At 43.6% G+C, this 25,529-nt stretch carries 24 protein-coding genes and 1 riboswitch; of the genes, 7 read left to right on the top strand and 17 right to left on the bottom strand.

The window, feature by feature from the left end; genetic code table 11:
• Positions 1 to 14: 14 nt before the first annotated feature.
• Positions 15 to 854: a fatty acid metabolism transcriptional regulator FadR gene (gene fadR / locus OCV30_RS05335; protein WP_009848622.1), complete on the bottom strand. Its 840-nt coding sequence runs from the start codon at positions 852 to 854 to the stop codon at positions 15 to 17.
• Positions 855 to 1,495: 641 nt separating this feature from the next.
• On the opposite strand from fadR, the gene nhaB reads away from it, so the two are divergent.
• Positions 1,496 to 3,088 carry a Na(+)/H(+) antiporter NhaB gene (gene nhaB / locus OCV30_RS05330; protein ID WP_065677954.1) on the top strand — a complete coding sequence of 531 codons (1,593 nt, stop codon included), beginning with the start codon at positions 1,496 to 1,498 and terminating at the stop codon, positions 3,086 to 3,088.
• A gap of 131 nt (positions 3,089 to 3,219) precedes the next feature.
• Entirely contained in the window at positions 3,220 to 3,744 is a 525-nt protein-coding gene (dsbB, locus tag OCV30_RS05325; RefSeq protein WP_065677953.1) for a disulfide bond formation protein DsbB, read from the top strand.
• Positions 3,745 to 3,818: 74 nt separating this feature from the next.
• Here dsbB and OCV30_RS05320 read toward each other — a convergent pair whose 3' ends face one another.
• A complete protein-coding gene (locus OCV30_RS05320) occupies positions 3,819 to 4,439 on the bottom strand; it encodes a YecA/YgfB family protein (protein ID WP_065677952.1) in 621 nt (206 codons plus the stop codon).
• Positions 4,440 to 4,657: 218 nt separating this feature from the next.
• Between OCV30_RS05320 and OCV30_RS05315 the strand changes: the two genes are divergently transcribed.
• Together OCV30_RS05315 and dusC are read left to right on the top strand one after the other, a co-directional pair.
• Positions 4,658 to 5,200 (top strand): prepilin-type N-terminal cleavage/methylation domain-containing protein, encoded by a 543-nt coding sequence (locus OCV30_RS05315; RefSeq protein ID WP_065677951.1) that lies wholly within the window; start codon positions 4,658 to 4,660, stop codon positions 5,198 to 5,200.
• 70 nt (positions 5,201 to 5,270) lie between these two features.
• The gene (gene dusC, locus OCV30_RS05310) at positions 5,271 to 6,227 is read left to right on the top strand and encodes a tRNA dihydrouridine(16) synthase DusC (RefSeq protein ID WP_083994548.1); all 957 of its coding nucleotides are present in this window, start codon (positions 5,271 to 5,273) and stop codon (positions 6,225 to 6,227) included.
• Positions 6,228 to 6,270: 43 nt separating this feature from the next.
• On the opposite strand, the gene OCV30_RS05305 is transcribed toward dusC, so the two are convergent.
• The 3 genes from OCV30_RS05305 to yfbV all read right to left on the bottom strand — a co-directional run bounded on the left by OCV30_RS05305 (position 6,271) and on the right by yfbV (position 9,718).
• Positions 6,271 to 7,737, bottom strand: a complete 1,467-nt coding sequence (locus OCV30_RS05305; protein WP_065677949.1) for a GGDEF domain-containing protein — start codon at positions 7,735 to 7,737, stop codon at positions 6,271 to 6,273.
• Between the two features lie 251 nt (positions 7,738 to 7,988).
• Complete coding sequence (locus tag OCV30_RS05300) at positions 7,989 to 8,954, bottom strand: ABC transporter substrate-binding protein (protein WP_065677948.1); 966 nt, start codon at positions 8,952 to 8,954, stop codon at positions 7,989 to 7,991.
• A 311-nt stretch (positions 8,955 to 9,265) separates the two neighbouring features.
• Positions 9,266 to 9,718, bottom strand: a complete 453-nt coding sequence (yfbV, locus tag OCV30_RS05295) for a terminus macrodomain insulation protein YfbV (protein WP_012603549.1) — start codon at positions 9,716 to 9,718, stop codon at positions 9,266 to 9,268.
• A 341-nt stretch (positions 9,719 to 10,059) separates the two neighbouring features.
• Between yfbV and OCV30_RS05290 the strand changes: the two genes are divergently transcribed.
• Positions 10,060 to 11,256 carry an acetate kinase gene (locus OCV30_RS05290; RefSeq protein ID WP_009848631.1) on the top strand — a complete coding sequence of 399 codons (1,197 nt, stop codon included), beginning with the start codon at positions 10,060 to 10,062 and terminating at the stop codon, positions 11,254 to 11,256.
• A gap of 146 nt (positions 11,257 to 11,402) precedes the next feature.
• Complete coding sequence (gene pta / locus OCV30_RS05285; protein ID WP_009848632.1) at positions 11,403 to 13,568, top strand: phosphate acetyltransferase; 2,166 nt, start codon at positions 11,403 to 11,405, stop codon at positions 13,566 to 13,568.
• A gap of 93 nt (positions 13,569 to 13,661) precedes the next feature.
• Here the strand turns inward: pta and OCV30_RS05280 are convergent, their stop codons facing one another.
• The 11 genes from OCV30_RS05280 to moaA form a co-directional block, all read right to left on the bottom strand.
• The gene (locus OCV30_RS05280) at positions 13,662 to 14,600 is read right to left on the bottom strand and encodes a glutathione S-transferase family protein (protein WP_065677974.1); all 939 of its coding nucleotides are present in this window, start codon (positions 14,598 to 14,600) and stop codon (positions 13,662 to 13,664) included.
• 195 nt (positions 14,601 to 14,795) lie between these two features.
• On the bottom strand, positions 14,796 to 15,782 hold the full coding sequence (gene oppF, locus OCV30_RS05275) for a murein tripeptide/oligopeptide ABC transporter ATP binding protein OppF (protein WP_065677947.1): 987 nt from the start codon (positions 15,780 to 15,782) through the stop codon (positions 14,796 to 14,798).
• Positions 15,779 to 16,750 (bottom strand): ABC transporter ATP-binding protein, encoded by a 972-nt coding sequence (gene oppD, locus OCV30_RS05270; RefSeq protein ID WP_065677946.1) that lies wholly within the window; start codon positions 16,748 to 16,750, stop codon positions 15,779 to 15,781. Before oppD ends, oppF begins: the two co-directional genes overlap by 4 nt.
• Before the next feature lie 51 nt (positions 16,751 to 16,801).
• Complete coding sequence (gene oppC, locus OCV30_RS05265; protein ID WP_065677945.1) at positions 16,802 to 17,704, bottom strand: oligopeptide ABC transporter permease OppC; 903 nt, start codon at positions 17,702 to 17,704, stop codon at positions 16,802 to 16,804.
• 15 nt (positions 17,705 to 17,719) lie between these two features.
• Positions 17,720 to 18,640, bottom strand: a complete 921-nt coding sequence (oppB, locus tag OCV30_RS05260) for an oligopeptide ABC transporter permease OppB (protein ID WP_009848637.1) — start codon at positions 18,638 to 18,640, stop codon at positions 17,720 to 17,722.
• Between the two features lie 111 nt (positions 18,641 to 18,751).
• On the bottom strand, positions 18,752 to 20,383 hold the full coding sequence (locus tag OCV30_RS05255; protein ID WP_065677944.1) for an ABC transporter substrate-binding protein: 1,632 nt from the start codon (positions 20,381 to 20,383) through the stop codon (positions 18,752 to 18,754).
• A 663-nt stretch (positions 20,384 to 21,046) separates the two neighbouring features.
• On the bottom strand, positions 21,047 to 21,520 hold the full coding sequence (gene moaE, locus OCV30_RS05250) for a molybdopterin synthase catalytic subunit MoaE (protein WP_065677943.1): 474 nt from the start codon (positions 21,518 to 21,520) through the stop codon (positions 21,047 to 21,049).
• Positions 21,521 to 21,522: 2 nt separating this feature from the next.
• On the bottom strand, positions 21,523 to 21,768 hold the full coding sequence (moaD, locus tag OCV30_RS05245) for a molybdopterin synthase sulfur carrier subunit (protein WP_065677942.1): 246 nt from the start codon (positions 21,766 to 21,768) through the stop codon (positions 21,523 to 21,525).
• Positions 21,765 to 22,244, bottom strand: a complete 480-nt coding sequence (moaC, locus tag OCV30_RS05240) for a cyclic pyranopterin monophosphate synthase MoaC (RefSeq protein ID WP_004734026.1) — start codon at positions 22,242 to 22,244, stop codon at positions 21,765 to 21,767. The genes moaD and moaC overlap by 4 nt, the downstream gene beginning before the upstream one ends.
• Before the next feature lie 12 nt (positions 22,245 to 22,256).
• Positions 22,257 to 22,769, bottom strand: a complete 513-nt coding sequence (moaB, locus tag OCV30_RS05235) for a molybdenum cofactor biosynthesis protein B (protein WP_010437177.1) — start codon at positions 22,767 to 22,769, stop codon at positions 22,257 to 22,259.
• Positions 22,770 to 22,859: 90 nt separating this feature from the next.
• Complete coding sequence (moaA, locus tag OCV30_RS05230) at positions 22,860 to 23,849, bottom strand: GTP 3',8-cyclase MoaA (RefSeq protein WP_029223023.1); 990 nt, start codon at positions 23,847 to 23,849, stop codon at positions 22,860 to 22,862.
• Positions 23,838 to 23,990: riboswitch (molybdenum cofactor riboswitch) on the bottom strand. Its footprint overlaps the gene before it by 12 nt.
• A gap of 194 nt (positions 23,991 to 24,184) precedes the next feature.
• Here moaA and OCV30_RS05225 point away from each other — a divergent pair.
• On the top strand, positions 24,185 to 25,072 hold the full coding sequence (locus OCV30_RS05225) for a YvcK family protein (protein ID WP_065677941.1): 888 nt from the start codon (positions 24,185 to 24,187) through the stop codon (positions 25,070 to 25,072).
• A gap of 95 nt (positions 25,073 to 25,167) precedes the next feature.
• Here the strand turns inward: OCV30_RS05225 and luxU are convergent, their stop codons facing one another.
• Positions 25,168 to 25,512, bottom strand: a complete 345-nt coding sequence (luxU, locus tag OCV30_RS05220; protein ID WP_065677940.1) for a quorum-sensing phosphorelay protein LuxU — start codon at positions 25,510 to 25,512, stop codon at positions 25,168 to 25,170.
• Positions 25,513 to 25,529: the final 17 nt, after the last annotated feature.

The following is a 25,529-nucleotide window of genomic DNA, read 5'->3' as shown; positions in this document are numbered from 1 at the left end:
TTTTATAAAAAGACTTAGCTGTCGTCTTCAGTAAAGTTTGTCGGTAACGTTGTCTTCATCTCGTTCCAAATCTGTGCGCTTGCGATACCGTAGTTACGAATCACAAGTGGTAAATTCTCACGCTCACCGCTTTCACAAATAACAAACAAGTTTTTGTAGAACTCCATGGCTAAACGACGAGCTTCTGGGTTAGAGAAGTAGTAGCTGCCAACACGGTCGTACAACTTACGAACACCATTGAAGATCAGGCCATAAATTTGGTTACCTGAATGGAATGCTAAACGTTGGAAAAGCATGTAATCGTAGAAGTTAAAAGTTTTAGCAATTAAGATCGTTTGACGCTTCGCTTCATCTTTTTCTACGTCTTCTTTCACCGATTGTTTGATCTTGTCAGCATATGGCGACGATTCTAAGAATTCATCCCAAGTAGGTGCCGCAAGTAAAGATTCACAAGATTCAATCACGTTAGTAATCGTACGCTCTGAAGCCTCTTTATTTGCTTTGAATGCATAACGCATAAAGATAGGGCTGATGTTAGTACGAGCAGCAAGCAGGTCTTCTACCATTTTGCTTGCGTTATCAACGTCCAACGTCATTAATGTATCAAGGATATGAAGACCTGAGGTTTCCATAAACTGATTAACTTTAGTTGGCTTACCGTGTTGGATTGTCAACCAACCATCACGAGCAAGACGCTGAAGTACTTCACGAAGCGTAGTACGTGTAACACCAATCAGCTCAGAAAGCTCACGCTCTGCGGGCAAGATAGAACCTGGAGCGAAACGGCCATTCCAAATACTTTCAATGATATACTTTTCTGCAAATCCTGCCGGGCTCTTTGCCTTAATGACCATCTACACTTCAATCCAATTTAATTATTTTGTTCTAATTTACTCATCATACCACTAGTTAACACCCTGCGGAAATACCCCCAAAAAATTTTACGCACTCAAAACCCAAGTAGAGTTAAAACTCTAAAGTTCAGCACACGTTTGCACTCAAGGTTTGGATAGCAAGCGACTACAAATCATCATTTAAACAAACCATTAACACAACAAATTCTTTTTAAAATCAATGAGATTGGTCATATTTTTAAATCTATTAATTTGCAATATTAAGTTGTAATAATCATATATAAGCCGTCGTTATTCTGTAAATTTTAATCATTTCGCTGAAATATTGATTCTAGTCGGTTTTTATCACATTTTAAGTGGTATGCTTGCGCTACTTTGATCGCGTTTCTCAACAAAAAAGAGGTATTTTTAGTGCTACAGGGGTTTTCCTGTTGACTAAATGTTATCTAAGAGTAGAGTTGCGCTCAAAAATAAGCAGTGCTTGAGTTTCTAAGGGAGTGACTTGGCAAGACCACAGAACATTACATGGAATGTAGTTTTTCTAAGTCACTGTTAGTTATAGGTTTTAACTAAACCTACAGCTCGATTCTCAAAATGTTGTATTGCTTGTCTATTCATAATCAACATAAAAGAGTATTAACATGCCGATGTCTCTCGGAAACGCTTTTATCAAAAACTTCCTTGGTAAAGCTCCTGATTGGTATAAACTTGCCATCATTTCCTTTTTAATCATCAACCCGTTTGTTTTTTTCCTAGTTGACCCATTTGTTGCGGGCTGGCTATTAGTGGTTGAGTTTATTTTCACTCTAGCTATGGCTCTAAAGTGCTACCCTCTCCAACCCGGTGGCTTATTGGCAATTCAAGCCGTCGCCATTGGCATGACTAAACCAGAAATGGTTTATCATGAGCTACAAGCAAACCTACCAGTATTACTCTTACTAGTATTCATGGTTGCTGGCATCTACTTCATGAAAGAACTACTTCTGTTCATTTTTACGAAGATCCTGCTCGGTATCCAATCCAAAATTCTACTCTCTGTCGCTTTCTGTGTCGCCGCAGCATTCTTGTCTGCCTTCCTAGATGCGCTGACAGTAATCGCCGTAGTCATTAGCGTTGCAGTGGGCTTCTACTCTATCTACCACAAGGTTGCATCAGGCAAGGGCACAACGTCTGCGCACGATCATACTCATGATGAAGAGATCTCTGAGCTAACTCGTGATGACCTTGAAAACTACCGCGCATTCCTACGTTCACTACTTATGCACGCCGGTGTTGGTACTGCTCTGGGTGGTGTAATGACCATGGTAGGTGAACCACAAAACTTAGTAATTGCTAAGCAAGCGGGTTGGGAGTTCGGTGAATTTATTATCCGCATGCTGCCAGTTACACTGCCTGTTTTCTTCTGTGGTATTTTAACTTGTGCACTTGTCGAGAAATTCAAAGTGTTTGGCTACGGTGCAGAGCTGCCAAATAACGTTCGCCAAATCTTAGTTGAATTTGACAACAAAGAACGCGCAAACCGTACAAAACAAGATGTAGCTAAACTATGGGTTCAGAGTGCAATCGCAGTTTGGCTTATTGTTGGCCTTGCGCTTCACGTCGCTGAAGTCGGTTTGATTGGCCTTTCAGTGATCATCTTAGCTACAGCGTTTACAGGTGTAATTGAAGAGCACTCGATGGGTAAAGCTTTTGAAGAAGCACTGCCATTTACCGCACTTCTTGCCGTCTTTTTTGCTGTTGTTGCTGTAATCATCGACCAGGCTCTATTTAAGCCAGTAATCGATGCTGTACTTCACGTTGAAGATAAAGGCGCACAGCTCGCACTCTTCTACGTAGCCAACGGTATCTTGTCGATGGTTTCTGACAACGTATTCGTCGGTACGGTTTACATCAACGAAGTTAAAACAGCTCTGGTTGAAGGCGTCATCACTCGCGACCAATTTGATCTGCTTGCTGTTGCTATCAACACAGGTACCAACCTACCTTCTGTTGCTACGCCAAACGGCCAAGCTGCATTCCTATTCCTATTAACGTCAGCACTTGCTCCGTTAATTCGACTGTCTTACGGCCGCATGGTCATCATGGCTTTGCCATATACTCTCGTATTAGCACTTGTTGGCCTTGCCAGTATTGTGTTCTTCGTAGAACCGATGACAGCATGGTTCTATGATGCAGGTTGGATCATTCACCGTACGGGTGAAGTGGTAGCTCCAGTTATCTCCGGTGGCCACTAACCCGGATTTCTATCGCTAAACACAATAGGTGCATCTAACTAATCAAAAATATTAGTTGATTAGGAAACTTATCCAAGATAAAAAGCTCTGAGTAATCAGGGCTTTTTTATTTTATTGACAGGATTAAATTCGTGAACTTTTTTGCAATGCTCAAAGACTTCTCTAAGGGACGTTTATCTTGGCTTTTACTGCTGGCTTTTATTGTCTTTTTTGAAGCATGTGCTCTTTTCTTTCAGCACGTGATGATGCTTGGCCCTTGCGTAATGTGTATCTACGAGCGCGTTGCTATGCTCGCTATCGGCATCGCAGCAATGATTGGTGCTATTGCCCCGCATAATCCGATATCACGTTGGCTAGGTCTAGTTGGTTGGGGGTTAGGTGCGTATAAAGGGTTGATGCTTGCTTTAGAGCACGTTGACTACCAGTTTAACCCGTCTCCTTTCGCTACCTGTGACCTGTTCGTGACCTTCCCTAGCTGGGCACCTCTAAACCAATGGGCTCCGTGGATGTTTGAGGCCTACGGCGACTGCAGCAAGGTAGTATGGCAGTTCTTAGAACTTTCAATGCCTCAATGGCTAGTGATTATCTTCGCGGGTAACTTGGTTGCTTTCGGTTTTGTAGTGATTTCTCAATTCGTTAAATCGAAGAATGACTAACAATTAGCACATAATGTTCAGAAACGAAAAAGTCGACCACGAGGTCGACTTTTTATTATCTATAAACAATGCAATTAAGCTTTTTTACCACAGCACTGTTTAAACTTTTTACCACTTTCACACGGGCAAACATCATTTCGGCCGATGCCCTTAAACGGATTCACACTTTGAGATTTATTTCCGAGCATCGCTTCATCCGCTGCTAGCGCAACTTCTGTCACCATCAAATCGACTTGCCCGACTAGATCATTCAAAGTTGGCGGGGTTTCTAATCCAGCCGCTTTCATTTGCTCGATTGTCTGTTCTTCATCAATCGCCAGCATGAATGTTGTTAACATTGCTTGTAGCATGCGTAATGTGCCATCTGCGATTGACGTTTCCTGCCACTGTTCTTCAATCGTCGGCCAGACCATCATAAAACCTTCAGAAAAATCGGCTAGCTGTTCAGCAAAGTTATCTGCATCAAGCACTTCTGTAAGCAAATATTCACTTCGCTGAATGAGGTTATGTTGGCGATTAATTTGCTCGGTGACTTGAGGAACAAAGTCCTGACCAGTTTCAGGAGTAGCTATAGGTAACCAAGCCTCTGGGTCAAGAGGTTTAGTTGCAAGGTTAGATGCAAATATAGCACCTTCTACAAACTGGGCTGTTACGTCGTTAATTGAGTCAGGAAGACTCAATAATTGATACTTCATATTACTTCACTAGTCAGTCAATTCTGTTGTCTCCATTATACCCACAAGGCTAACAATTAGTAATTATTCGTATAGCTCTATGATTAATTACACCTACCAGTAGCCACACAAACATTATCTTTAGTTCCATTAAGCAAACTAAACTTATTTCATTTTGAAAATTTAAGTTTGAAGTGTAAAAGAGTCGTTGAAATATTTAGTTACATATAGAATGCATTATGAAACAACACCAAAATGGTTTTACTTTGATAGAGCTGGTCTCTGTCGTCGTTATTTTAGGCATACTTACCGTTACCGCAGCTCCTCGCTTTCTAAATTACCAACGCGATAGCCATGAAGCCATAGCTCAAGGTGCTTTTTCTTCTTTTCGAACTGCGGTTAACCTTTACCACTCACAGTGGCTTGTTGATGGAGAGCCTGATTTTAATCAAGATGTCGATTATGGTGAAGGCAGCGTTTATCCTTCATCGACTGGTTTTCCAATCGCTGTTGATCAACTACCGATTAATTCGGGGACTGCAATTAGAGGGAGTGACTGCGCAAGGCTTTGGCGGGCGCTCATGAATACTGACCTCACCGTTAGAGATCACGGTAGCTCAGTATTCCCTTCAGAAGAACCTATCGTTGCTTGGTATACATCAGATCCAAGCTGCTATTACTACTACACTGATGGTTACTCGCTAGGCGAAGATTTACCAAGGCTCAACTACTTCCCTCTAACCGGTGAAATAACTGTTACGTCAGATTCACCTAGCTCATAGTGACAAGCTTTTAACTTGCCCGTACAATCACGCGTCTTAATTTTCGATCCACTCAGTTTCGGTAAAGCAAATGCGAGTAATACTTGGCCCTATGGAGGGCGTTTTAGACCATCTAATGCGTGAAATTCTCACAGAGATCAATGATTACGATCTCTGTGTGACGGAATTTGTGCGCGTAGTTGATCAACTTCTTCCTCCGCATGTTTTTCACCGTATTTGCCCTGAATTACATCAAGGCTCTCAAACCATGGCTGGTGTTCCAATCCATCTCCAGCTTCTAGGACAACACCCAAATTGGATGGCCGAGAATGCTTTTCAAGCTGCTAGTTTAGGCGCTAAAGGCATTGATCTTAATTTTGGTTGCCCTGCAAAAGCGGTAAATAAAAGTAATGGTGGTGCGTCACTGCTAAAAGAACCTGAACTCATCTATCAAGTGGTGAAGTCTTGTCGAGATGCGGTGCCAGCACACATTCCCGTATCTGCGAAAATTCGATTGGGTTGGGAACGCCCGGAAGAGTGCTTTGAAATTGTCGACGCTATCGAACAAGCAAAGGCAGACGAACTCACTGTGCATGCAAGAACCAAAGTTGGCGGCTATAAAGCCAGCGAAATCAAATGGGATTACATCAACCAAATAAGAGAGAAGACCTCTCTGCCGTTGATTGCGAATGGGGAAATTTGGAACTATCAAGATGGCCAAGATTGTATTGAGGCAACGGGCGTCGATTCATTGATGGTCTGCCGCGGCGCTTTTAATATTCCAAACCTTGGTAATGTCGTTAAACACAACCATCAGAAAATGCCGTGGAATAAGGTCATCGAACTTTTGCTACGCTATTCAGAGTTTCAAATAAAAGGGGACAAAGGCATGTACTACCCCAATAGAGTGAAGCAGTGGTTTGTTTATCTAAGTAAAGGCTACCCTGAAGCAAACGAACTATTTAAAGAAATTCGTACTTTCAAGAAAGCGCCACCTATTGTAGAGCGCCTTCAGCGTTATCAAGAGGAACATCGCCAAACTGTGTGAGTTAGTTGCCCTTCTTCTCTAGCATAGAAGTTCAATAGCGTGGTTAAAATACGATGCGGTCTTTACCAGTCGTCTTAGCCACGTACAACTTTTCATCCGCGTGTTTGAATATCTCTTCAAAGCTTAGGTTGTTATGCTCAGCTTCAGTAATACAAACACCACCAGAGACAGTAAAACCATTAGGTACAATGTTAGCTGAGTTCGCACAGACAGCATTTTTAACACGCTCTAATGTCCTCATTAACGTTTCACGATCATCACCTTTTAGATAAACGACAAACTCTTCACCACCAAATCTTGCTGCGACATCACTACTTCGAATGCTATTACTTATCTGGCGGGACATGTAGCGAATAACATCATCCCCTTTGTCATGCCCAAAGGTATCATTAATCAACTTGAAATTATCAATGTCAAATACAGTCAAGGCGAATAACTGGTCATGCTCCACACTGCGCCAAAAAGCTTCCAGTCCCCTGCGATTTAACAGCCCGGTCATCGGGTCTTTTGCTGCCAGCTCTTTGAAGTAACCTCGTTCAATATTGGAGTTAACGAAGAAAAAGAGCGTAACAGAAAATAGATATACGATGATAGCGACAATCAGACTGTCTTTCTCGTAGACAAAAAAGTGTTCCACCTCTTTGGCAAAATCAAATTCGTAGTACATCGCGTGATGAGAAGTGACTCCTTCCAGTTGTATCGCGTGATAGAAAGTAGCGTTATCAACCGGATTAACCAAGGTGGTATCAATAATATCGATTCTACCGGCCAAGTGCTCATTCGAACTCGCAAGCAATTTACTTGCGTCAATCTCAACAGAAAGCATTCCTTGATGTATCCCCTTATGAAACACCGGAATCGTCATGCTTATCATACGGTCAAGAGAGTCAAATCGATACGCAGGACCCGTTAAAGTCAATTGTTCTGGATTGTTGGCGGTTCTTTGCCAATACGGGCGGCTTTTTATGGTCGAAAGTAGCTCTTTCCCTAGCTCTTTAGCAAAGTCTTCAGGCGAAGAGATCACATAACCACGAGTATCTATAAAGTGTACGCCGTTGTGATATTCATCAAGCTGGGACAAAAATGAAAGAATTGGCGCGAGAGCAATTTTCTCTGACGCACTTTTATAGCTATCACTGGTTTCATTACAAAGGGATTCTTGACCAACCAACATATAGTCGATATCGACAGAGGGGATATCTGCGGTTTTTCCGTCAGCAAGAAGTAATACGTCGATAGGCCAAATACGGCAGATACCGTCAACCACCTGCTTATTGTGATCAAGGAAAAGAGGGTTTCCTGATTTGTAGTAATTAGAGAAACTGTAGTCTAGAGCGGTAACAATTTTGGTCGTTCGTTTAAACACTTCTTCTATACGCTGAAACTCACTGCTGATGTCTTTTTCAACCGCATCAAAATGATTTTTTCCTATCAGCCCAAGTAACATGGTCGCGATCACAGCGGGAAAGCCGAAGACAAAGGTAAGGCTAAAGTGCCTATTTACTTTCATAGAATGTGCTCTTAGCGCTCAGTTATTTTCATTGGTTCCATTAATATTATGACATTAATCGACAGCCCTCTCGATGTAAAAAAATGTAAATTGATATTAACGATGTACCTGACGGGGAAATAACTACTTAAAGATGAATAAAGTAGATCGCAGCTAATGGTGAGAGTCGACTAATGTTGTTCATTGTGATGGTTTAAATTCCTGTTAACAAAATGACTTATTGAGCATTGGTTTTTTGATGTCAATACTAATCAACGGCTGACTATAGCGCGATCAACCACAGACTTAGGTAGCGTCAAACCAAGCTCACGAGCGGCATCTAGGTTAACTACCAACTGAGAGCTTTGAGCCGTTTTAACACTCAACTTCCCTGGTTTTTGTCCGTTCAAAATAGCGGCCACATAATCAGCGGTCTGCACCCCGACGTCATAGTAATCTAGACCTAATCCAGCGATTGCTCCCTTGCCAACATAAGACGTTGCTCCTGCAACCACGGGTGTGCCAGCTTGGTTTGCAGCATTTATAAGTCCTTCGATACCGCTTGCCACCGTGTTATCAGTTAGTGCGTAGATAACATCAGATTTCTTAGCCACGGATGCTGTTTTTTCTTCTACATCATCGATGGTCAACGCTTTTTCAGTATGCAAAGTAAAGCCAAAGTCTCGTGTTGCCTGCTTTAACAGCCCTACTAAAGCAACAGCATTTGCCTCTGCTGGGTTATAAACCACACCGACTGAAACTGCATTGGGGAGTAGCTCTTTAATAAGAGATACATGTTGGGAAATAGGTGATAAGTCTGAAAGGCCTGTGACATTTCGTCCCGGCTGTTCCAATTGCTTAACAAGCCTTGCGCCAATAGGGTCTGTTACCGCAGTAAACACAATCGGGATCGTTCGAGTCGCTGAAACCAACGCTTGCGAGGTCGGTGTCGCGATGCCAACTAATACATGAGGGTTCTCACTAACTAACTCTCTGGCTATTTTTGCTGCCTGAACGGGATTGCCACCAGCCATTTCATAAGAAAACTCTAAATTTTTACCCGGTTCGTAACCTTTTGCTCTCAATCCTTCAAGAAGTCCTAGACGTGTTGCATTCAGATCTGGATGGTCAACAACTTGTGAAACCGAAACTTTGGCAACGTTCGCCATGACATTGCTTGTCCATAGCAACAACAGACAACTTACGACCGCTGCCAATACCTTTTTTACAGAACTCATTATCGCTCCCTGAATCAAGCTCTACTCATTATTGCTCGCTCAAAGAGAACAACATCACTATTGATACTATTACCAGTAACCATTGATGACTTGAAGTTATATTTAACAAAAACACAACAAGGCTCGAAAAATGCGTGAAATAGTGAAAGGCAGAATTTGAAAAGTAAGAAACTACATGAGTAGTAAGAGAAAAAAGGAATGAGGGGGAGATAGGTGAATAAAAGCGAAGCGAAAATAATAAAAATCAAACCTGAGAACAAACCATCAATGATGAATAGTTGCTCTCAGACAAGAGGGAGAGTTGAAACTCACTAGAACCAACGTTCCATTGAGGATTTATCTAGCTGACGAAATGCGCGATTTAAAATGATCGCCAATTCTTTATAACGAGGACGCGATTTCATTGGCTCTAACGCGAAACCCGTTTCAGTGATCTTCTCGTGAAGTTCGCGATACCATGAGACTAGCGCAGGTGGAAGTTTTGTGTTTGAGCGATTACCTAACCACCACATGCCTTGAAGCGGTAAGCTGATTGCAAACAAAGCCATGACCACAGCTTGTGGCATCGCTTGATAATTATTAAAGACCATTTGTGTAAGAACACTAATAGCAGCTATCGCTGGCATCACTTTCACGCCAAAACGCGTCGCTTTGATAATGCGCTGCTCAGGGAAGATCGAGTTTAACTCTTTGCGGACGGGCCAGAGATCCATGTACTTTTGGCCATCTTTTAAACTACTCGCTAAACCAACTCTATTGCTCATATGAGTCTCCCATTAAAAAAAAGTTGAAACCATCAACTAAAAACACAAAAATTTGACGAAAAATAATATTCTTTCAAATTTTTTTGTTATATTTGCACAATATCGCTATTATTTGCAGACCTCAATCTCATTGTTGCCCTTATTTACAATTTAAGCAACTTTGAGAAGACTTCTGCAAGGAATGCACAAGCCTCTTTTTGATAAAGAGTGCTTTCACTTTATACGGAAATTAACGTTTTTTTGACCAAGGTTAGTACGCAAGCCCATGTGCTTCGACTATTCTTGAGATTAATTTTCATCCTTAACTGATTTCGATCAGAAAAATAAACAGGTAGTCATTAATGTCTAAGCTAGTTTTAGTTTTAAACTGTGGTAGTTCTTCTCTTAAATTCGCTGTTGTTGATGCAGAATCAGGTGCAGAGCACCTAACTGGTCTTGCTGAGTGTCTAGGTCTTCCAGAAGCACGTATGAAATGGAAACTTGATGGCAAGCATGAAGCACAACTAGGCGCGGGCGCAGCTCACGTAGAAGCACTATCTTTCATGGTAGAAACTATTCTTGCTTCTAAGCCTGAGCTTAAAGCTAACCTTGGCGCTATCGGTCACCGTATCGTACACGGCGGCGAGCAGTTCACTTCTTCTGCTCTTATCACTGATGAAGTTCTTAAGGGTATTCAAGACGCTGCGACTTTTGCACCTCTTCACAACCCTGCTCACCTTATCGGTATCGAAGCGGCTCAAAAGAACTTCCCTGGTCTACAAAACGTTGCTGTATTTGACACTGCGTTCCACCAAACAATGCCTTCTGAGTCTTACCTATACGCTCTACCGTACAACCTGTACAAAGAGCACGGCATCCGTCGTTACGGCATGCACGGTACTTCTCACCTATTCATCACTCGTGAAGTTGCAGGCCTACTAAACAAGCCAGTTGAAGAAGTTAACATCATCAACTGTCACCTAGGTAACGGCGCTTCTGTATGTGCAATCAAGAACGGTCAATCTGTAGATACTTCTATGGGTCTTACTCCTCTTGAAGGTCTTGTAATGGGTACACGTTGTGGTGACCTAGATCCTGCAATCATCTTCCACCTACACGACGCTCTTGGTTACTCTGTTGAAGAAATCAACAACATGCTAACTAAAGAATCTGGTCTTGCTGGTCTAACTGAAGTGACTTCTGACTGTCGTTTCGTTGAAGACAACTACGGCGAGAAAGAAGAAGCAACTCGTGCAATGGACGTGTTCTGTCACCGTCTAGCTAAGTACGTTGCTGGTTACACTGCAACTCTAGAAGGTCGTCTAGACGCAATCACTTTCACTGGCGGCATCGGCGAGAACTCTGGCCCAATCCGTGAAATGGTTCTTAACCGCCTAGGCATCTTCGGCATCGAAGTTGACGGTGAAGCTAACCTTAAAGCTCGTTTCGGCGGCGAAGGTACTATCACTACAGCTAACAGCCGTATCCCTGCAATGGTTATCTCGACTAACGAAGAGCTAGTAATTGCTGAAGACACTGCGAAACTAGCAGGTCTTTAATTGATTTTCCTGACTAGCTTCACTCGAAGCTAGTCAGTTTTTCATATCAAGAAAATGGGGCTCAACTTCTATTCCTACCCCAATATGTTTATCGGTGGGAATAGCGGTTGAGCTTTTTTATTTCCAATAGTCAAAGGTGTTCGTCAATGTCACGTACTATTATGCTTATCCCTACAAGCGCTGGTGTTGGTCTTACTAGTGTTAGCATGGGTGTTCTTCGCGCTATGGAGCGTAAGGGCGTAAGTGTTTCTTTCTACAAGCCAATCGCTCAACCTCGTAGCGGTGGTAACCAGCCAGATTTAACCTCTACTATCATCAGCGCGAACAGCGACATTAAGATTGGTGAGCCAATCGCAATGACAAAAGCTGAAGCTTTGATCGGTAGCGAGAAAACGGATGAGCTTCTTGAATCTGTTGTTGAGCAATACAACAAAATCAACAAAGACGCTGAAGTAACGCTAATCGAAGGCCTAGTCCCTACTCGTAAGCACCCGTTTGCAAACCAAGTGAACGCAGAAATCGCGAAAACGCTTGGCGCAGAGATCGTATTCGTTGCGACTCCTGGTACTGACAACCCTACGCAACTTAAAGAGCGTATCGAAGTAGCATGTTCTAACTTCGGCGGAACTAAGAACAAGAATATCAAAGGCGTAATCATTAACAAGCTTAACGCTCCTGTTGATGAAGCTGGTCGTACTCGCCCTGACCTATCTGAAATCTTTGATGATGCAGACAGCGCTCAGCAAGCGAACCTTGAAGTAATGCAAATCTTCAACTCTAGCCCTATCCGTGTTCTTGGCTGTGTGCCGTGGAGCATCGACCTAATCGCAACTCGTGCGGTTGATATGGCTAAGCACCTTAACGCTGAAATCGTTAACGAAGGTGAAATCTCAACTCGTCGTATTAAGAGCATCACTTTCTGTGCACGTTCTCTACCGCACATGATTGAGCACTTCAAGCCAGGTTCACTGCTAGTAACTTCCGCAGACCGCCCTGACGTTATCGTTGCTGCGGCTCTTGCTGCGAAAAACGGTGTTGAGATTGGCGCAATCCTGCTTACTGGCGGTTACGACATTCCAGAAAGCATTGCTAACCTTTGCGCACCAGCATTCGCTTCAGGTCTACCGATCTTCAAAGCTCAAGGTAACACTTGGCAGACGTCTCTAAACCTACAGAGCTTCAACCTAGAAGTTCCTGCAGACGATAAAGAGCGTATCGAGTTCGTTAACGATCACGTTGCAAGCCACATTGATGGCCCTTGGATTGATTCTCTATCTGAAGGTACTCAAGGCATCCGTCGTCTAAGCCCACCAGCATTCCGTTACCAGCTAACTGAATTTGCTCGTAAAGCGGCTAAGCGCATCGTTCTTCCTGAAGGTGACGAGCCACGTACAGTTAAAGCTGCGGCTATCTGTGCTGAGCGCGGTATCGCAACGTGTGTACTTCTAGGTAACCCTGAAGAAATCCGTCGTGTTGCTGCACAGCAAGGTGTGGAGCTTGGCGCTGGCGTTGAGATCATCGACTCTGCATCAGTTCGCGAAAACTACGTAGCTCGTCTAGTAGAACTTCGTGGCGCTAAAGGTATGACTGAAGTTGTTGCTCGTGAGAAGCTAGAAGACTCAGTATTCCTAGGTACTATGATGCTTGAAGCTGGTGAAGTTGACGGCCTAGTTTCTGGTGCTGTTCACACAACGGCGAACACTATCGTTCCTCCGTTCCAGATCATCAAGACTGCTCCTGATGCTTCTATCGTATCTTCAATCTTCTTCATGCTTCTGCCTGATCAAGTGCTTGTATACGGTGACTGTGCGATCAACCCAGATCCAACAGCTGAACAGCTTGCTGAAATCGCTATCCAATCTGCAGATTCTGCTGCGGCATTCGGTATCGACCCACGCGTTGCTATGATCTCTTACTCTACTGGTGAATCTGGTAAAGGTGCAGACGTAGATAAAGTGCGTGAAGCAACCAAACTTGCTCAAGCGAAACGTCCTGATCTAGTGATCGACGGTCCTCTTCAGTACGACGCAGCAATCATGGAAAACGTAGCCGCTTCTAAAGCTCCTAACTCTCCAGTTGCAGGTAAAGCGACAGTATTCGTATTCCCAGACCTAAACACGGGTAACACGACTTACAAAGCTGTACAGCGTTCAGCAGATCTAGTATCTATCGGTCCAATGCTTCAAGGTATGCGCAAGCCAGTAAATGACTTGTCTCGTGGCGCTCTAGTAGACGACATCGTTTACACAGTAGCTCTAACGGCTATCCAAGCAGACCAAGCAGCTCAAGCTGAAGAAAAAGTAATTAACTAATTTTTCTTTTGTAGAAAGCAAAAAACCCTAGATTCTTATCTAGGGTTTTTTTATATCTAACGCTTAAGGTTACTTGATGCTCTTAAGATTAATCTAACCTCGCCCATGGACTGATTCTAAGTCTAGCGCAGGTCCTTTCGGCACAACTTGGGTTGGGTTTATACCTGTATGGCTGTAATAGTAGTGACGCTTGATGTGATAAAAGTCGGTCGTCTCTTTGATGCCTTCGATCTGGTAGAGCTCTTTTAAGTAACCTTGAATATGGACGTAGTCTGAAATTCGCTGCTTATTACACTTAAAGTGCCCAACATAAACGGCATCAAATCGAACCAGAGTGGTAAACAAGCGCCAATCCGCTTCTGTAATCTCGTTACCCGCTAAATAGCGATGTTCGCTAAGGTGAGCGTCTACTTTGTCTAAGGCTTCAAATAACGCATCATACGCTTCTTCGTAGGCTTCTTGTGTCGTTGCAAAGCCCGTTCGGTACACACCGTTGTTAATGTTTGGGTAGATATAGTCATTCCACTCATCAATCTTCTTTGCCAGTTCCCACGGATAGTAATCATCGGTGTTGCCTGTCAGTTCATTAAACTCTGAGTTAAACATACGGATAATCTCAGACGACTCGTTACTCACAATGGTGTTAGTCTTTTTATCCCACAACACAGGCACCGTCACTCTACCCGAGTAGTCAGGTTTGGCTTGAGTGTAGATTTGATGCATGCGCGTATGGCCGAACAGAGGTTCAGGTAACCCCATTTGCCAACCATCACTCATCATGTCTGGGCAAACCACCGTCACGTCAATGTGATCGGTTAGGTCTTTAAGCTCTCGGAAGATAAGGGTGCGGTGCGCCCAAGGGCAAGCCAATGATACGTACAAGTGATAACGGCCGCTTTCAGGCTGAAACTGCGCGGACGCTTTATTCTCTACCCAGTGACGAAAGCCTGCATCTTCACGAACAAACTTGCCACCGCTTTCTTTGGTGTCGTACCAAACATCATGCCAAACACCTTCAACTAACTTGCCCATATCCAAACCTCTGTCATCCATACTTTTCTCTAGTATAAAAAAAGCCAACTTTTTCTAAACTAGAAGAAGTTGGCTTAGTTGTTCAAATTATTTGATGAAGCTTATTTAATATGGAACTTTAGACACAAAAAAAGCGCGACTCTAATAACTAGTCGCGCTTAAGCCTGTCACAGGCTGAACCGTTTTAAATAGGCTCTAGACTTGTACGTGCAAGCAAGATACTGCGTGTACGTCATCGCCTTGAATGGTTGGCTTGGTTTTCGCACAGGCCTCAGTTGCTTCAGGGCAACGAGTACGGAACACACAACCCGATGGTGGATTAATTGGCGATGGTAAATCACCTTCCAGCATCTGAATCGTTTTGCTGCGCTCTAAACGAGGGTCTGGAATCGGAACTGCAGACATCAATGCTTTGGTATATGGGTGTTTAGGATCTGAGAACAAGGCATCTGATTCACCTAGTTCAACAGCATTGCCTAAGTACATCACCAATACACGGTCAGAAATGTGTTTAACAACCGACAAATCGTGCGCGATGAATACCAAAGACAAACCTAACTCTTTCTGTAGTTCCATAAGAAGGTTTACTACTTGAGCTTGGATAGATACATCCAGAGCAGAAACAGGTTCATCACAGATGATCATCTTAGGCTTCAAGATAAGTGCACGTGCGATACCGATACGTTGACACTGACCACCAGAGAATTCATGTGGGTAACGGTTGATTACGTTTGGAAGTAGACCAACTTTTGCCATCATCTCTTTAACTCGATCTTTCACTTCCTGTTTAGAAAGCTCAGGATAAAAAGTCTCTAGAGGCTCAGCAATGATGTCGCCTACTGACATACGCGGGTTAAGCGATGCTAATGGGTCTTGGAAGATCATCTGAATCTCTTTACGAGTCTCACGACGTTTCACTTCTTGCATCTTGGTCAGGTCCTGACCTAGCCACATCACTTGACCTTCAGTCGCTTCAACCAAACCGATAATTGCGCGAGCAAAAGTCGACTTACCACAACCAGACTCACCTACCACACCTAGCGTTTCGCCTTCGTAAAGATGAACATCAACACCATCAACTGCTTTAAGGTTTGATGGTTTCGCCCAAGGCCAAGCAGACTTAGCCGCAATGCTAAAATGAACTTTTAGGTCTTTAATATCTAATAGTAATTCTTTACTCATTTTGTCCAAGTCTCCCAGTCTGAAAAACAAGCACGCTGACGGTCTTTAGCAAACGGCTGTAGAATCGGTGCTTCTTGCTTACAACGGTCCATTACACGGTGACAACGGTCTTGGTAAGGACAACCTGTTGGTAGGCGAAGTAAGTTAGGTGGGTTACCTGGAATCGTCGGTAGAATTTCACCTTCGGTATCCAAACGAGGAATTGCTTTAAGCAGGCCTTCCGCATAAGGGTGGCTTGGCTCGTAGAAGATTTCATCGACCGTGCCATATTCCATTGTACGACCTGCGTACATCACCAGTACTTTGTCACATGAGCCAGCAACAACACCCAAATCATGGGTGATCATGATGATTGCCGTATTGAACTCATCTTTAAGTTCGTTCAGCAATTCCATGATTTGCGCTTGAATGGTTACATCCAGTGCCGTTGTTGGTTCATCAGCGATAAGCAATTTAGGACGACACAGCAGTGCCATTGCGATCATCACACGCTGACGCATACCGCCCGAAAACTCGTGTGGGTACATAGTGATACGCTTGCGTGCTTCAGGGATTTTCACCGCTTCCAGCATACGTACTGATTCTTCAAATGCGTCTGCTTTACCCATGCCTTTATGCAGCATAAGTACTTCCATCAACTGATCACTTACTTTCATGTAAGGGTTCAGTGAGGTCATTGGATCTTGGAAGATCATCGCGATCTGTTCAGCGCGAACTTTGTTCAGCTCTTTTTCTGGCAGGTTAAGAATTTCATTGCCTTCAAACTTTGCGCTACCTGAGATGATGCCGTTCTTAGCCAGCAGCCCCATCAGTGCAAATACCGTTTGTGATTTACCTGAACCCGACTCACCAACAATACCCAGCGTTTCGCCTTGGTTAAGTGAGAAGTTCAAGTCGTTTACTGCGGTTACGATACCATCTTGCGTGGTAAATTCGACGCGCAGATCTTTGACATCTAATAAGCTCATCATTGCTTCCTTCAATCTTTTATAGCTTTTGTATTTTTATTTGCTATTTCTTTATCTGTCTTTTGGATCAAGCGCGTCGCGCAGACCATCACCTACGTAGTTAAAGCAGAACAGCGTAACTACCATGAATGCCGCTGGGAATGCCAGTTGCCAAATAGCAACTTCCATTGTTTGCGAGCCTTCTTGTAATAGCGCGCCCCAACTTGTCATAGGCTCTTGAACACCAAGACCAAGGAAAGATAAGAATGATTCAGTAAGGATCATGCTCGGAATAAGTAGCGTCGAGTAAACCGCAACAATACCCAATACGTTCGGTACGATATGACGTGTAATGATCTTCCATTTACTTACACCACATACGTGAGCAGCCTCGATGAATTCTTTGCTACGTAGACTCAACGTTTGACCACGTACGATTCGTGCCATATCGAGCCAAGCAATAGCACCGATAGCAACAAAGATAAGTACAATATTACGACCAAAGAATGTTACCAGTACGATCACAAGGAACATGAATGGCACCGCGTATAAGATCTCTAGGATACGCATCATCACTCGGTCAGTACGACCACCAATGAAGCCTGAAGCAGCACCGTAAAGCGTACCAATCAGTACCGCTACGAATGCACCCATCACACCCACCATAAGAGAGATACGGCCACCAATCATCGTACGAACGTATAGGTCACGACCTAAGCTGTCGGTACCAAACCAGTGATCAGCATTTGGACCTACGTGCATTGCGTACCAATCAGTGTCATCGTAAGCATGCTGTGCCAGCATCGGTAAAAAGATTACCGATAACACCATAATCGTTAGAATGAACAGACTGATCATTGCAGCTTTATTTCGCATAAAACGAATACGCGCATCCTGCCACAAACTACGACCTTCAATTTCCAAATTCTCAGAGAATTTTTCGATCGCTTCTAAGTTTTCTTTTTTCTTCAACATAACCATGCGTCCCTGTTAGTAGCGAATTTTCGGGTCAATAAGCGCTAGTAAAATATCAACGATAGCGTTGAACAAGATGAATAGGAAACCAATCAAAATGGTTACACCCATTACTAACGAGTAGTCACGGTTAAACGCGGCGTTAACAAACAGCTTACCGATACCCGGTAGGCCGAAGATGGTTTCAACAACAACTGAACCTGTGATGATACCTACGAAAGCAGGCCCCATATATGAAACAACAGGTAGCATTGCTGGCTTAAGCGCATGTTTAAGAACGATATAACGGTAACTTAGGCCTTTAGCACGAGCAGTACGGATAAAGTTACTGTTTAGAGTTTCAATCATGCTACCGCGAGTGATACGAGCAAAGGTCGCTACATATAGAAGAGACATCGCAATAACAGGTAGCACGATGTACACGAAGGTGCCGCCATGCCAACCACCTGCTGGGAATATATTCCAGTGCAGGGAGAAAAGGTAAATAAGCGCTGGTGCCAACACGAAGGATGGCATCACCACCCCGAGCATGGCAGTCGACATTATGGTGTAGTCGACCCAGGTATTGTGCTTCAATGCGGCTATAGTACCGACGGTGACCCCCATAATTAGCGTAAAGATAAAGGCAACGAAGCCTACCTTCGCAGATACTGGAAGTGCTACAGCAATCAGCTCATTTACTGTGTAATCTTGATATTTGAAAGATGGACCAAAATCACCCTGAAGGATGTTGGTTAAGTACGTGGTGTACTGTTCAAATACTGGTTTATCTAAGCCGTATTTAGCTTCGATGTTAGCCATAACTTCTGGCGGTAATGGACGCTCGCTTGAAAACGGGTTACCCGGTGCGAAACGCATGAGAAAGAAAGATATAGTGATCAACACCAACATCGTTGGAATCGCTTCAAATATCCTTTTCATAATGAATTTAAGCATAAACTCACTCTTTCAGTCTGTGACAATTAAAATTAGAAAGACGCTACATGCGCGTGTTACGCATGTAGTGTCTGTATCGTTATAGTTATATTAACTTTTTAGAATCGAAGCTTATTGAGCCTTGATGTATAAGTCTTTCGAGAAGATCTTATCTTCCGCGTTGTTCGTAGGGAAGCCACCAACGTGCGGATTTAGTAGACGTGATTTCACGTATTGATAGATAGGTGCGATAGGCATATCGTTAGCCATTAGCGCCTCAGCTTCAAGATAAAGTGCTTTACGCTCTTCTTCTGAAGTCGAGTTCAGTGCTTTATCAATGATTTGATCGTAAGCCGCGCTGTCGTAGTGAACACCACCGGTAGTGTTGTTACTCTTCATTAGCGTTAGGAATGACGATGCTTCATTGTAGTCACCACACCAAGCAGCACGAGCTACTTCGAAGTCACCAGAATCTTTAGAAGATAGGTAAGTTTTCCACTCTTGGTTTTCAAGTGTAACTTTAAGACCCAGTGTTTTCTTCCACATAGAACCTAGTGCTACAGCAATCTTCTTGTGGTTTTCAGAAGTGTTGTAAAGTAGGTTGAAGTTTAGTGGATTGTCTTTACCGTAACCCGCTTCTTCAAGAAGACGTGCCGCTTCTACGTTACGTTCTTTTTGAGACATTGTACCGTACTGAGGAAGCTCAGGATCGAAGCCCGCTGTGATTTCAGGCGTCAGGAAATATGCTGGTTTTTGACCTTGCGCTAAGATAGCGCCAGTCACGATGTCACGGTCAATTGCGTAAGAGATAGCCTTACGTACGCGAACATCATCAAATGGAGCTTTCTTCGTGTTGAAGATGTAGTAGTAAGTACACAAGTTACCTGCTACAGATACGTCTTCTGCGTGCTCTTTCTTCAGACGCTTGAAGTGCTCAGTTGGAAGTTCATTTGTGAAGTCGATTTCACCAGATAGGAAACGGTTCATTTCCGCAACTTGGTTTTCGATTGGTAGGAAGGTTACTTTGTTTAGAACAGTTTTGTCGTTGTTCCAGTATTGGTCGTTACGCTTTAGAACTAGACGTTCGTTAACAACCCACTTATCAACAGAGAATGCGCCGTTACCTACGAAGTTACCCGGCTTGGTCCATTGGTCACCGAATTTTTCAACAGTTGCTTTGTGTACTGGCTTCACTGTTGTATGGCCCATCATCATTACGAAGTATGGTACCGCTGTTTCTAATTCAACAACAAGCGTGTATTCATCTACAGCTTTAACGCCGAGTTCACTCTTGTCTTTCTTACCCGCTACGATGTCTTTCGCGTTCACCATCTTGGTATATTCCATGTACCAAGCATATGGAGAAGCAGTGGCAGGATCGACTGCACGTTGCCAGCTGTAAACGAAATCTTCAGCTGTTACAGGATCGCCGTTAGACCATTTTGCATCTTTACGTAGGTGGAAAGTGAATGTTTTGTTGTCCGTCGTTTCCCAGCTTTCGGCTACACCTGGGATTGTATTACCTTCGCCATCTTGGTTCACTAGACCTTCTAGAAGATCACGAATTACGTGAGATTCTGGTACACCTTGAGATTTGTGTGGGTCGATAGTCGCAACTTCAGTACCGTTACCGCGAACAAGTTCCTGAACTTTTGCTAGTTCTGTGCCTGCTGGAACTTCAGCAGCGATAGAAAGAGTAGAAGTGGCAGCCACTGCCAAACCAGCACCTAGAAGAAGGGCCTGAGTGATTTTATTCTTGTACATTTAATAAACTCCAAGTTTTACGTATTGCATCCATGACTTCTTTGCTAAGTTCACTGAACGGCAGTGATTTAGATTTATTTAGCTCAAAATTTAAGCATAAAAATCTAAAACCTTACAAAGATTGAGGCACACACTATCAACCATTGAACTAATTTGCCATAAACAAGTCGCAAAAAATCGGATAATTCTCCGAATTACTCAAGGTCACAGTGTAAATCTCTAATAAAAACCTAATGAATAGTTAATTACACATAGGAATTAATTAAAAAACAGCCTTTAGTGTTGATGTATCTGAATTGATACTTTTATTTAGCATCTTATGCTAGAACACTGTCGGCAAATTAACATTAATGCCACATGAAATCTAATTGCACATCACATATCCCCTAAATAGACTCCACTATTTGTGAGGATTATCACTTTATACAAAACAGCATAAAGCACTGCACCAAAACAGATTTGGAAATGCACCAAGACAGACTAAATCACGCGTTGAATTCATATGCAACTTGACTGCTTAACCATTTATTAAAGAACCTTTTATTTATAAATCACTTTGTAGCACGCACAAAAAAACCGACGTCAAACGTCGGCTTTCTTACTATCTACGTCCCAACCTGAAATACACTTTCACGTTAAGAGCGAAACACGCTAGGGAGTGGATTATTTCTCCCAACGCTCCGCTGCTTTGGTATCAGAGTCTCGAGAGTCAACCCAACGAGTCGCCTCAGTAGTACGTTCTTTTTTCCAAAACGGCGCTTTGGTTTTCAGAAAATCCATAACAAACTCACACGCTTCGAAGGCAGCGCCACGATGTGCACTGGATACACCAACGTAAACAATCTGGTCACCGATATCTAGGTCACCAACGCGGTGAATCACTCGCATCTTCTGAATAGGCCAGCGCGCTTCAGCTTGATCACAGATCTCGCTCAGCGACTTCTCTGTCATACCCGGATAGTGCTCTAGAGACAAACCAATCACGTTGTCGCCAAGGTTCATGTCGCGAACTTTACCAACAAACGTCACTACCGCTCCTGCAGCTGTGCCTTGAGCTAGATAATCGTATTCGTCACCCACAGAAAAATCTTCTGCAGTAACTAGTACTCTTGGATCAATAACTCGAGAGTCGTTCATGGCTAACCTCCAGTAACCGGTGGGAAGAAAGCCACTTCATCGCCGTCTTTCACTTCAGTTGTCAAAGGTACGATTGATTGGTTAAGTGCAGCCAGAAGTTTGCCCTCTTCCAATGCGATATCCCATTTGCCTTCTTGTGTTACAAGGTGGCTGCGAATCGCTTCAATAGTATTGAATTGTACATCGACTTCTAGGCTATCGACACCGACAAGTTCACGAGTTTGAGCAAAGAACAGTACAGTAATCATGATTCCACCTTGAAGTGACCAGATTTACCACCCGTCTTCTCTAACAGGCGTACATTTTCGATAACAATGTCTTTTTGAACAGCTTTACACATATCGTAAATCGTTAGCGCAGCAACGGAAGCAGCCGTAAGCGCTTCCATCTCAACGCCCGTCTTACCCGCAAGTTTACAAACAGATTCAATGCGAACCTTGTTTTCAGACTCGATAGCTTCTAGCTGCACTTCGACTTTAGTTAGTAGTAGAGGGTGACACAGTGGAATCAAGTCCCACGTTTTCTTAGCCGCTTGGATGCCAGCAATACGTGCCGTCGCAAAAACATCACCCTTATGGTGGCTACCAGAAACAATCAGTTCTAGCGTTTCTGCTGACATTTGAACGAAAGCTTCCGCTCTCGCTTCGCGTACAGTTTCCGCTTTAGCCGACACATCGACCATGTTCGCTTCACCAGACGCGTTAATGTGGGTAAATTGGCTCATGCTCAAACCACCTTATACAGAAAGATGTGGCATGAAGTTACAAGGACGGTGGCTAGCATCCATCTGTTGTTTGATGATCTTAGTCCAACCTGTACGGCACGCACCTGTAGAACCTGGCATCGCAAAGATAACCGTGTGGTTAGCAAAACCCGCGATTGCACGCGATTGAATCGTCGACGTACCGATCTCTTCGTAAGACACTTGGCGGAATAGCTCACCAAAGCCTTCTACTTCTTTGTCGAACAATGGCTTAAGTGCTTCTGGGGTGCTGTCACGAGAAGTGAAACCCGTACCACCAGTGATCATGATCGCTTGGACGCTGTCATCAGCAATCCACTGAGATACGATCGCACGGATCTTGTACATGTCGTCAATAACGATTTGCTTATCAACCACGTTGTGACCCGCTTCTTTAGCATGCTCTGCTAGGTAGCCGCCTGACGTATCGTTTTCTTCTGTACGAGTATCTGAAACCGTTAGTACTGCGATGTTTGCTGCTTGGAATTTGCTTTCTGCGTGACCCATTTGTTCACCTATATAAATTTTTCAATTATTAGACTTATTCGCCCAGCTTAAAGAAGTTGAGCGATAAAATGCTTTAGAGTATATAGCGGGTTAACCGCCGATTGACGCCAAATTTGGAGTCATGCCGCTGTTGCCATCATGTAAGAAGTGACTAACGGACTTGGTTTGAAGCTGAGCCTGAATTCGATCAATGAGCTCTTGCTCTTGTTGATCTTCTTGAATCAGATCTCTCAGTTCAACACCATGGTCGCCAAACAGACATAAGTGAAGTTTACCGGTCGCAGAAACACGCAGTCGGTTACAACTCTCACAAAAGTCTTTCTCGTAAGGCATGATCAAACCGATTTCACCCTGGTAGTCTGGGTGGACAAACACTTGCGCAGGGCCATCATTAACGGCTTTGACTTTTAACAGCCAACCATTAGCAATAAGCTGGTTGCGAATCGCAACGCCGGACACATGGTGTTTATCGAACAACTCGTCCATCTCGCCGGTTTTCATCAGCTCGATAAAACGTAATTGAATAGGTTTGTCTTTGATCCAATTAAGGAAGGCTGGTAATTCCTGACTGTTGAGGTCTTTCATTAATACAACGTTGACTTTGACTTGTTCAAAGCCAACCTCAAACGCTTTATCAATACCTCGCATAACCTCAGTAAACTTATTCTCACCAGTGATCTGATGGAACATGCGCGAATCTAAGCTATCCACGCTCACGTTTATATGGGTTAAACCAGCATCACGCCATTGCCCTACTTGTTTCTCCATGCGGTAGCCATTCGTTGTGGTGGCTACTTTTTCGATGCCTGGAGTAGAAGCAACGGTATGTATGATTTCAGGAAAGTCTTTACGCAGACTCGGCTCTCCGCCAGTAATGCGGATCTTTGAGGTACCACAATCAGCAAACGCTTTAACAACGCGTTTGATCTCAGGAACACTTAAAAAAGACGAGTTTTTTTGCCCTGACGGTTTATAACCATCTGGCAAGCAGTAAGTACATTTAAAGTTACAGACGTCTGTAACCGACAAGCGCAAGTAATAAAACTTGCGATGGAATCTATCTTCGAATTGTTGCGCCACGGAACACCTTTCCAAACACGGGAGGCATAATCATTTCCAATTAAGCCCTTGTGACAACATGTCACTGGCTCTTGATGCGTATCGGTACAGCAAATACCACTGTGCGACTTAGCATGCGAGAGCTCGGAGTTATGGCAACTGCGCTTTATATTCACACGCGCAGTAGCTGAGTAATAAAATACTTAATATTTGTACGTGAATCTAGCTTTGATGACAAAAAACGAGTCACATCGGCAAAAAAAACGTATCAAACCCTCAAAATAACTCTTGTTGAGTATCTGACGAGAAGCATTTAACCTAAATTATAGTTGGTAATAATCTAACAAGAACAAAAAATGAATATTTACTCTTCAAAGAAAGTGGTCGCAATTGGTGGTGGTCACGGCTTAGGCCGTATGCTTGCAGCATTAAAAGACTTTGGTAGCAACGCGACAGGCATTGTTGCAACCACAGATAACGGTGGATCAACCGGGCGTATTCGAGATTGCCAAGGTGGCATCGCTTGGGGAGATACTCGTAACTGTATCAACCAACTAATCACCGAGCCTTCGATCAGTTCGATGATGTTCGAATACCGCTTTCGCGGTCAAGGTGAACTCGATGGTCACAACCTCGGTAACCTAATGCTGACTGCACTAGACAACCTTTCTGTTCGCCCATTGGAAGCCATCAACCTGATCAGAAACATGTTAAAGGTCGATGTGAATATTGTACCAATGACGGAACATCCTTCCGATCTCACTGCTTTGTCAATGGACGGCCGTTGGGTTACGGGCGAAACCAACGTTGACGACATGACAGAAAAACTGCGCATGATGGACTTGTCTCCAGAAGTGCCTGCGACCAGAGAAGCCGTTGCAGCTGTCGAACAAGCAGACTGTATCGTGCTTGGTCCGGGAAGTTTTCTAACCAGTGTTATGCCCCCCCTTCTACTACCAGAGATTGGTAAAGCGATCGCAGATAATACTAAAGCCAAGGTTATCTTCGTTGAAAACCTGTCGCCAGAGCATGGACCTGCAGGGAAAATGACGCTACAAGAGCAATTGGAGTGGTGTGAACGTACCTGCAAGACAAGAAAGATCGACATTGTATTGGGTAACGCGCCCCATCCGGAACTTGAAGGGCTATGGAATTGCGTGACGACTGACCTTGCCTCTCCAAATAGAGATTGGAGACACGACCGCGTAAAACTCCAACAAGCAATTAGGGATCAGTTGATTTAACTCGGTTTTCTGAATCTATTTACCAAACAAAAAGGAGCACGATGCTCCTTTTTAAGTTCATTGATGACTTACCACTTAAGTGATAATTGACCGCGTTAAAGCTCTGTCATTAACTGCTGGTACTCTTGGTAGGTGGATAATAAAACATCCTGCATACCTTGAAAGTCGACCTCTGTCATTGGCAGCGCTTGTTTCACTTTTGCATCTAGGCTAATCGCGAAACTACACAAAGAGTCCGCACCAAAGCTCGCAGCACTACTCTTAAGTGCATGGCTAATATCCGCTAAATACTTAGATGTGTCTGACTCTTTATTTAGCTCTAAATGTTCGTAGTATCCCTTCAGTTCACCTAAAAATATTTCCAGTAACACTGGGACATTCTCTTGCCCTATTTCACCGGCAAGCTCATCAACTTTTTGCTGATTTAATATTATCATCATTGCTCTTTTCTTATTAT

Origin of the sequence: Vibrio atlanticus, from assembly GCF_024347315.1 — a bacterium.
In the GTDB taxonomy this organism is placed as follows: Bacteria; Pseudomonadota; Gammaproteobacteria; order Enterobacterales; family Vibrionaceae; genus Vibrio; species Vibrio atlanticus.
This window is presented reverse-complemented; position numbering and strand designations above follow the sequence as displayed.

Coding starts and splice junctions, on each gene's coding strand:
- OCV30_RS05315 (WP_065677951.1), top strand. CDS start 4,658: ATGAAACAACACCAAAATGGTTTTACTTTGATAGAGCTGGTCTCTGTC.
- oppF (WP_065677947.1), bottom strand. CDS start 15,782: ATGAGTAAAGAATTACTATTAGATATTAAAGACCTAAAAGTTCATTTT.
- OCV30_RS05280 (WP_065677974.1), bottom strand. CDS start 14,600: ATGGGCAAGTTAGTTGAAGGTGTTTGGCATGATGTTTGGTACGACACC.
- moaE (WP_065677943.1), bottom strand. CDS start 21,520: ATGAACGACTCTCGAGTTATTGATCCAAGAGTACTAGTTACTGCAGAA.
- pta (WP_009848632.1), top strand. CDS start 11,403: ATGTCACGTACTATTATGCTTATCCCTACAAGCGCTGGTGTTGGTCTT.
- OCV30_RS05290 (WP_009848631.1), top strand. CDS start 10,060: ATGTCTAAGCTAGTTTTAGTTTTAAACTGTGGTAGTTCTTCTCTTAAA.
- dusC (WP_083994548.1), top strand. CDS start 5,271: ATGCGAGTAATACTTGGCCCTATGGAGGGCGTTTTAGACCATCTAATG.
- moaC (WP_004734026.1), bottom strand. CDS start 22,244: ATGAGCCAATTTACCCACATTAACGCGTCTGGTGAAGCGAACATGGTC.
- moaB (WP_010437177.1), bottom strand. CDS start 22,769: ATGGGTCACGCAGAAAGCAAATTCCAAGCAGCAAACATCGCAGTACTA.
- OCV30_RS05305 (WP_065677949.1), bottom strand. CDS start 7,737: ATGAAAGTAAATAGGCACTTTAGCCTTACCTTTGTCTTCGGCTTTCCC.
- oppD (WP_065677946.1), bottom strand. CDS start 16,750: ATGAGCTTATTAGATGTCAAAGATCTGCGCGTCGAATTTACCACGCAA.
- oppB (WP_009848637.1), bottom strand. CDS start 18,640: ATGCTTAAATTCATTATGAAAAGGATATTTGAAGCGATTCCAACGATG.
- OCV30_RS05255 (WP_065677944.1), bottom strand. CDS start 20,383: ATGTACAAGAATAAAATCACTCAGGCCCTTCTTCTAGGTGCTGGTTTG.
- luxU (WP_065677940.1), bottom strand. CDS start 25,512: ATGATGATAATATTAAATCAGCAAAAAGTTGATGAGCTTGCCGGTGAA.
- OCV30_RS05300 (WP_065677948.1), bottom strand. CDS start 8,954: ATGAGTTCTGTAAAAAAGGTATTGGCAGCGGTCGTAAGTTGTCTGTTG.
- fadR (WP_009848622.1), bottom strand. CDS start 854: ATGGTCATTAAGGCAAAGAGCCCGGCAGGATTTGCAGAAAAGTATATC.
- oppC (WP_065677945.1), bottom strand. CDS start 17,704: ATGTTGAAGAAAAAAGAAAACTTAGAAGCGATCGAAAAATTCTCTGAG.
- moaD (WP_065677942.1), bottom strand. CDS start 21,768: ATGATTACTGTACTGTTCTTTGCTCAAACTCGTGAACTTGTCGGTGTC.
- yfbV (WP_012603549.1), bottom strand. CDS start 9,718: ATGAGCAATAGAGTTGGTTTAGCGAGTAGTTTAAAAGATGGCCAAAAG.
- OCV30_RS05225 (WP_065677941.1), top strand. CDS start 24,185: ATGAATATTTACTCTTCAAAGAAAGTGGTCGCAATTGGTGGTGGTCAC.
- OCV30_RS05320 (WP_065677952.1), bottom strand. CDS start 4,439: ATGAAGTATCAATTATTGAGTCTTCCTGACTCAATTAACGACGTAACA.
- nhaB (WP_065677954.1), top strand. CDS start 1,496: ATGCCGATGTCTCTCGGAAACGCTTTTATCAAAAACTTCCTTGGTAAA.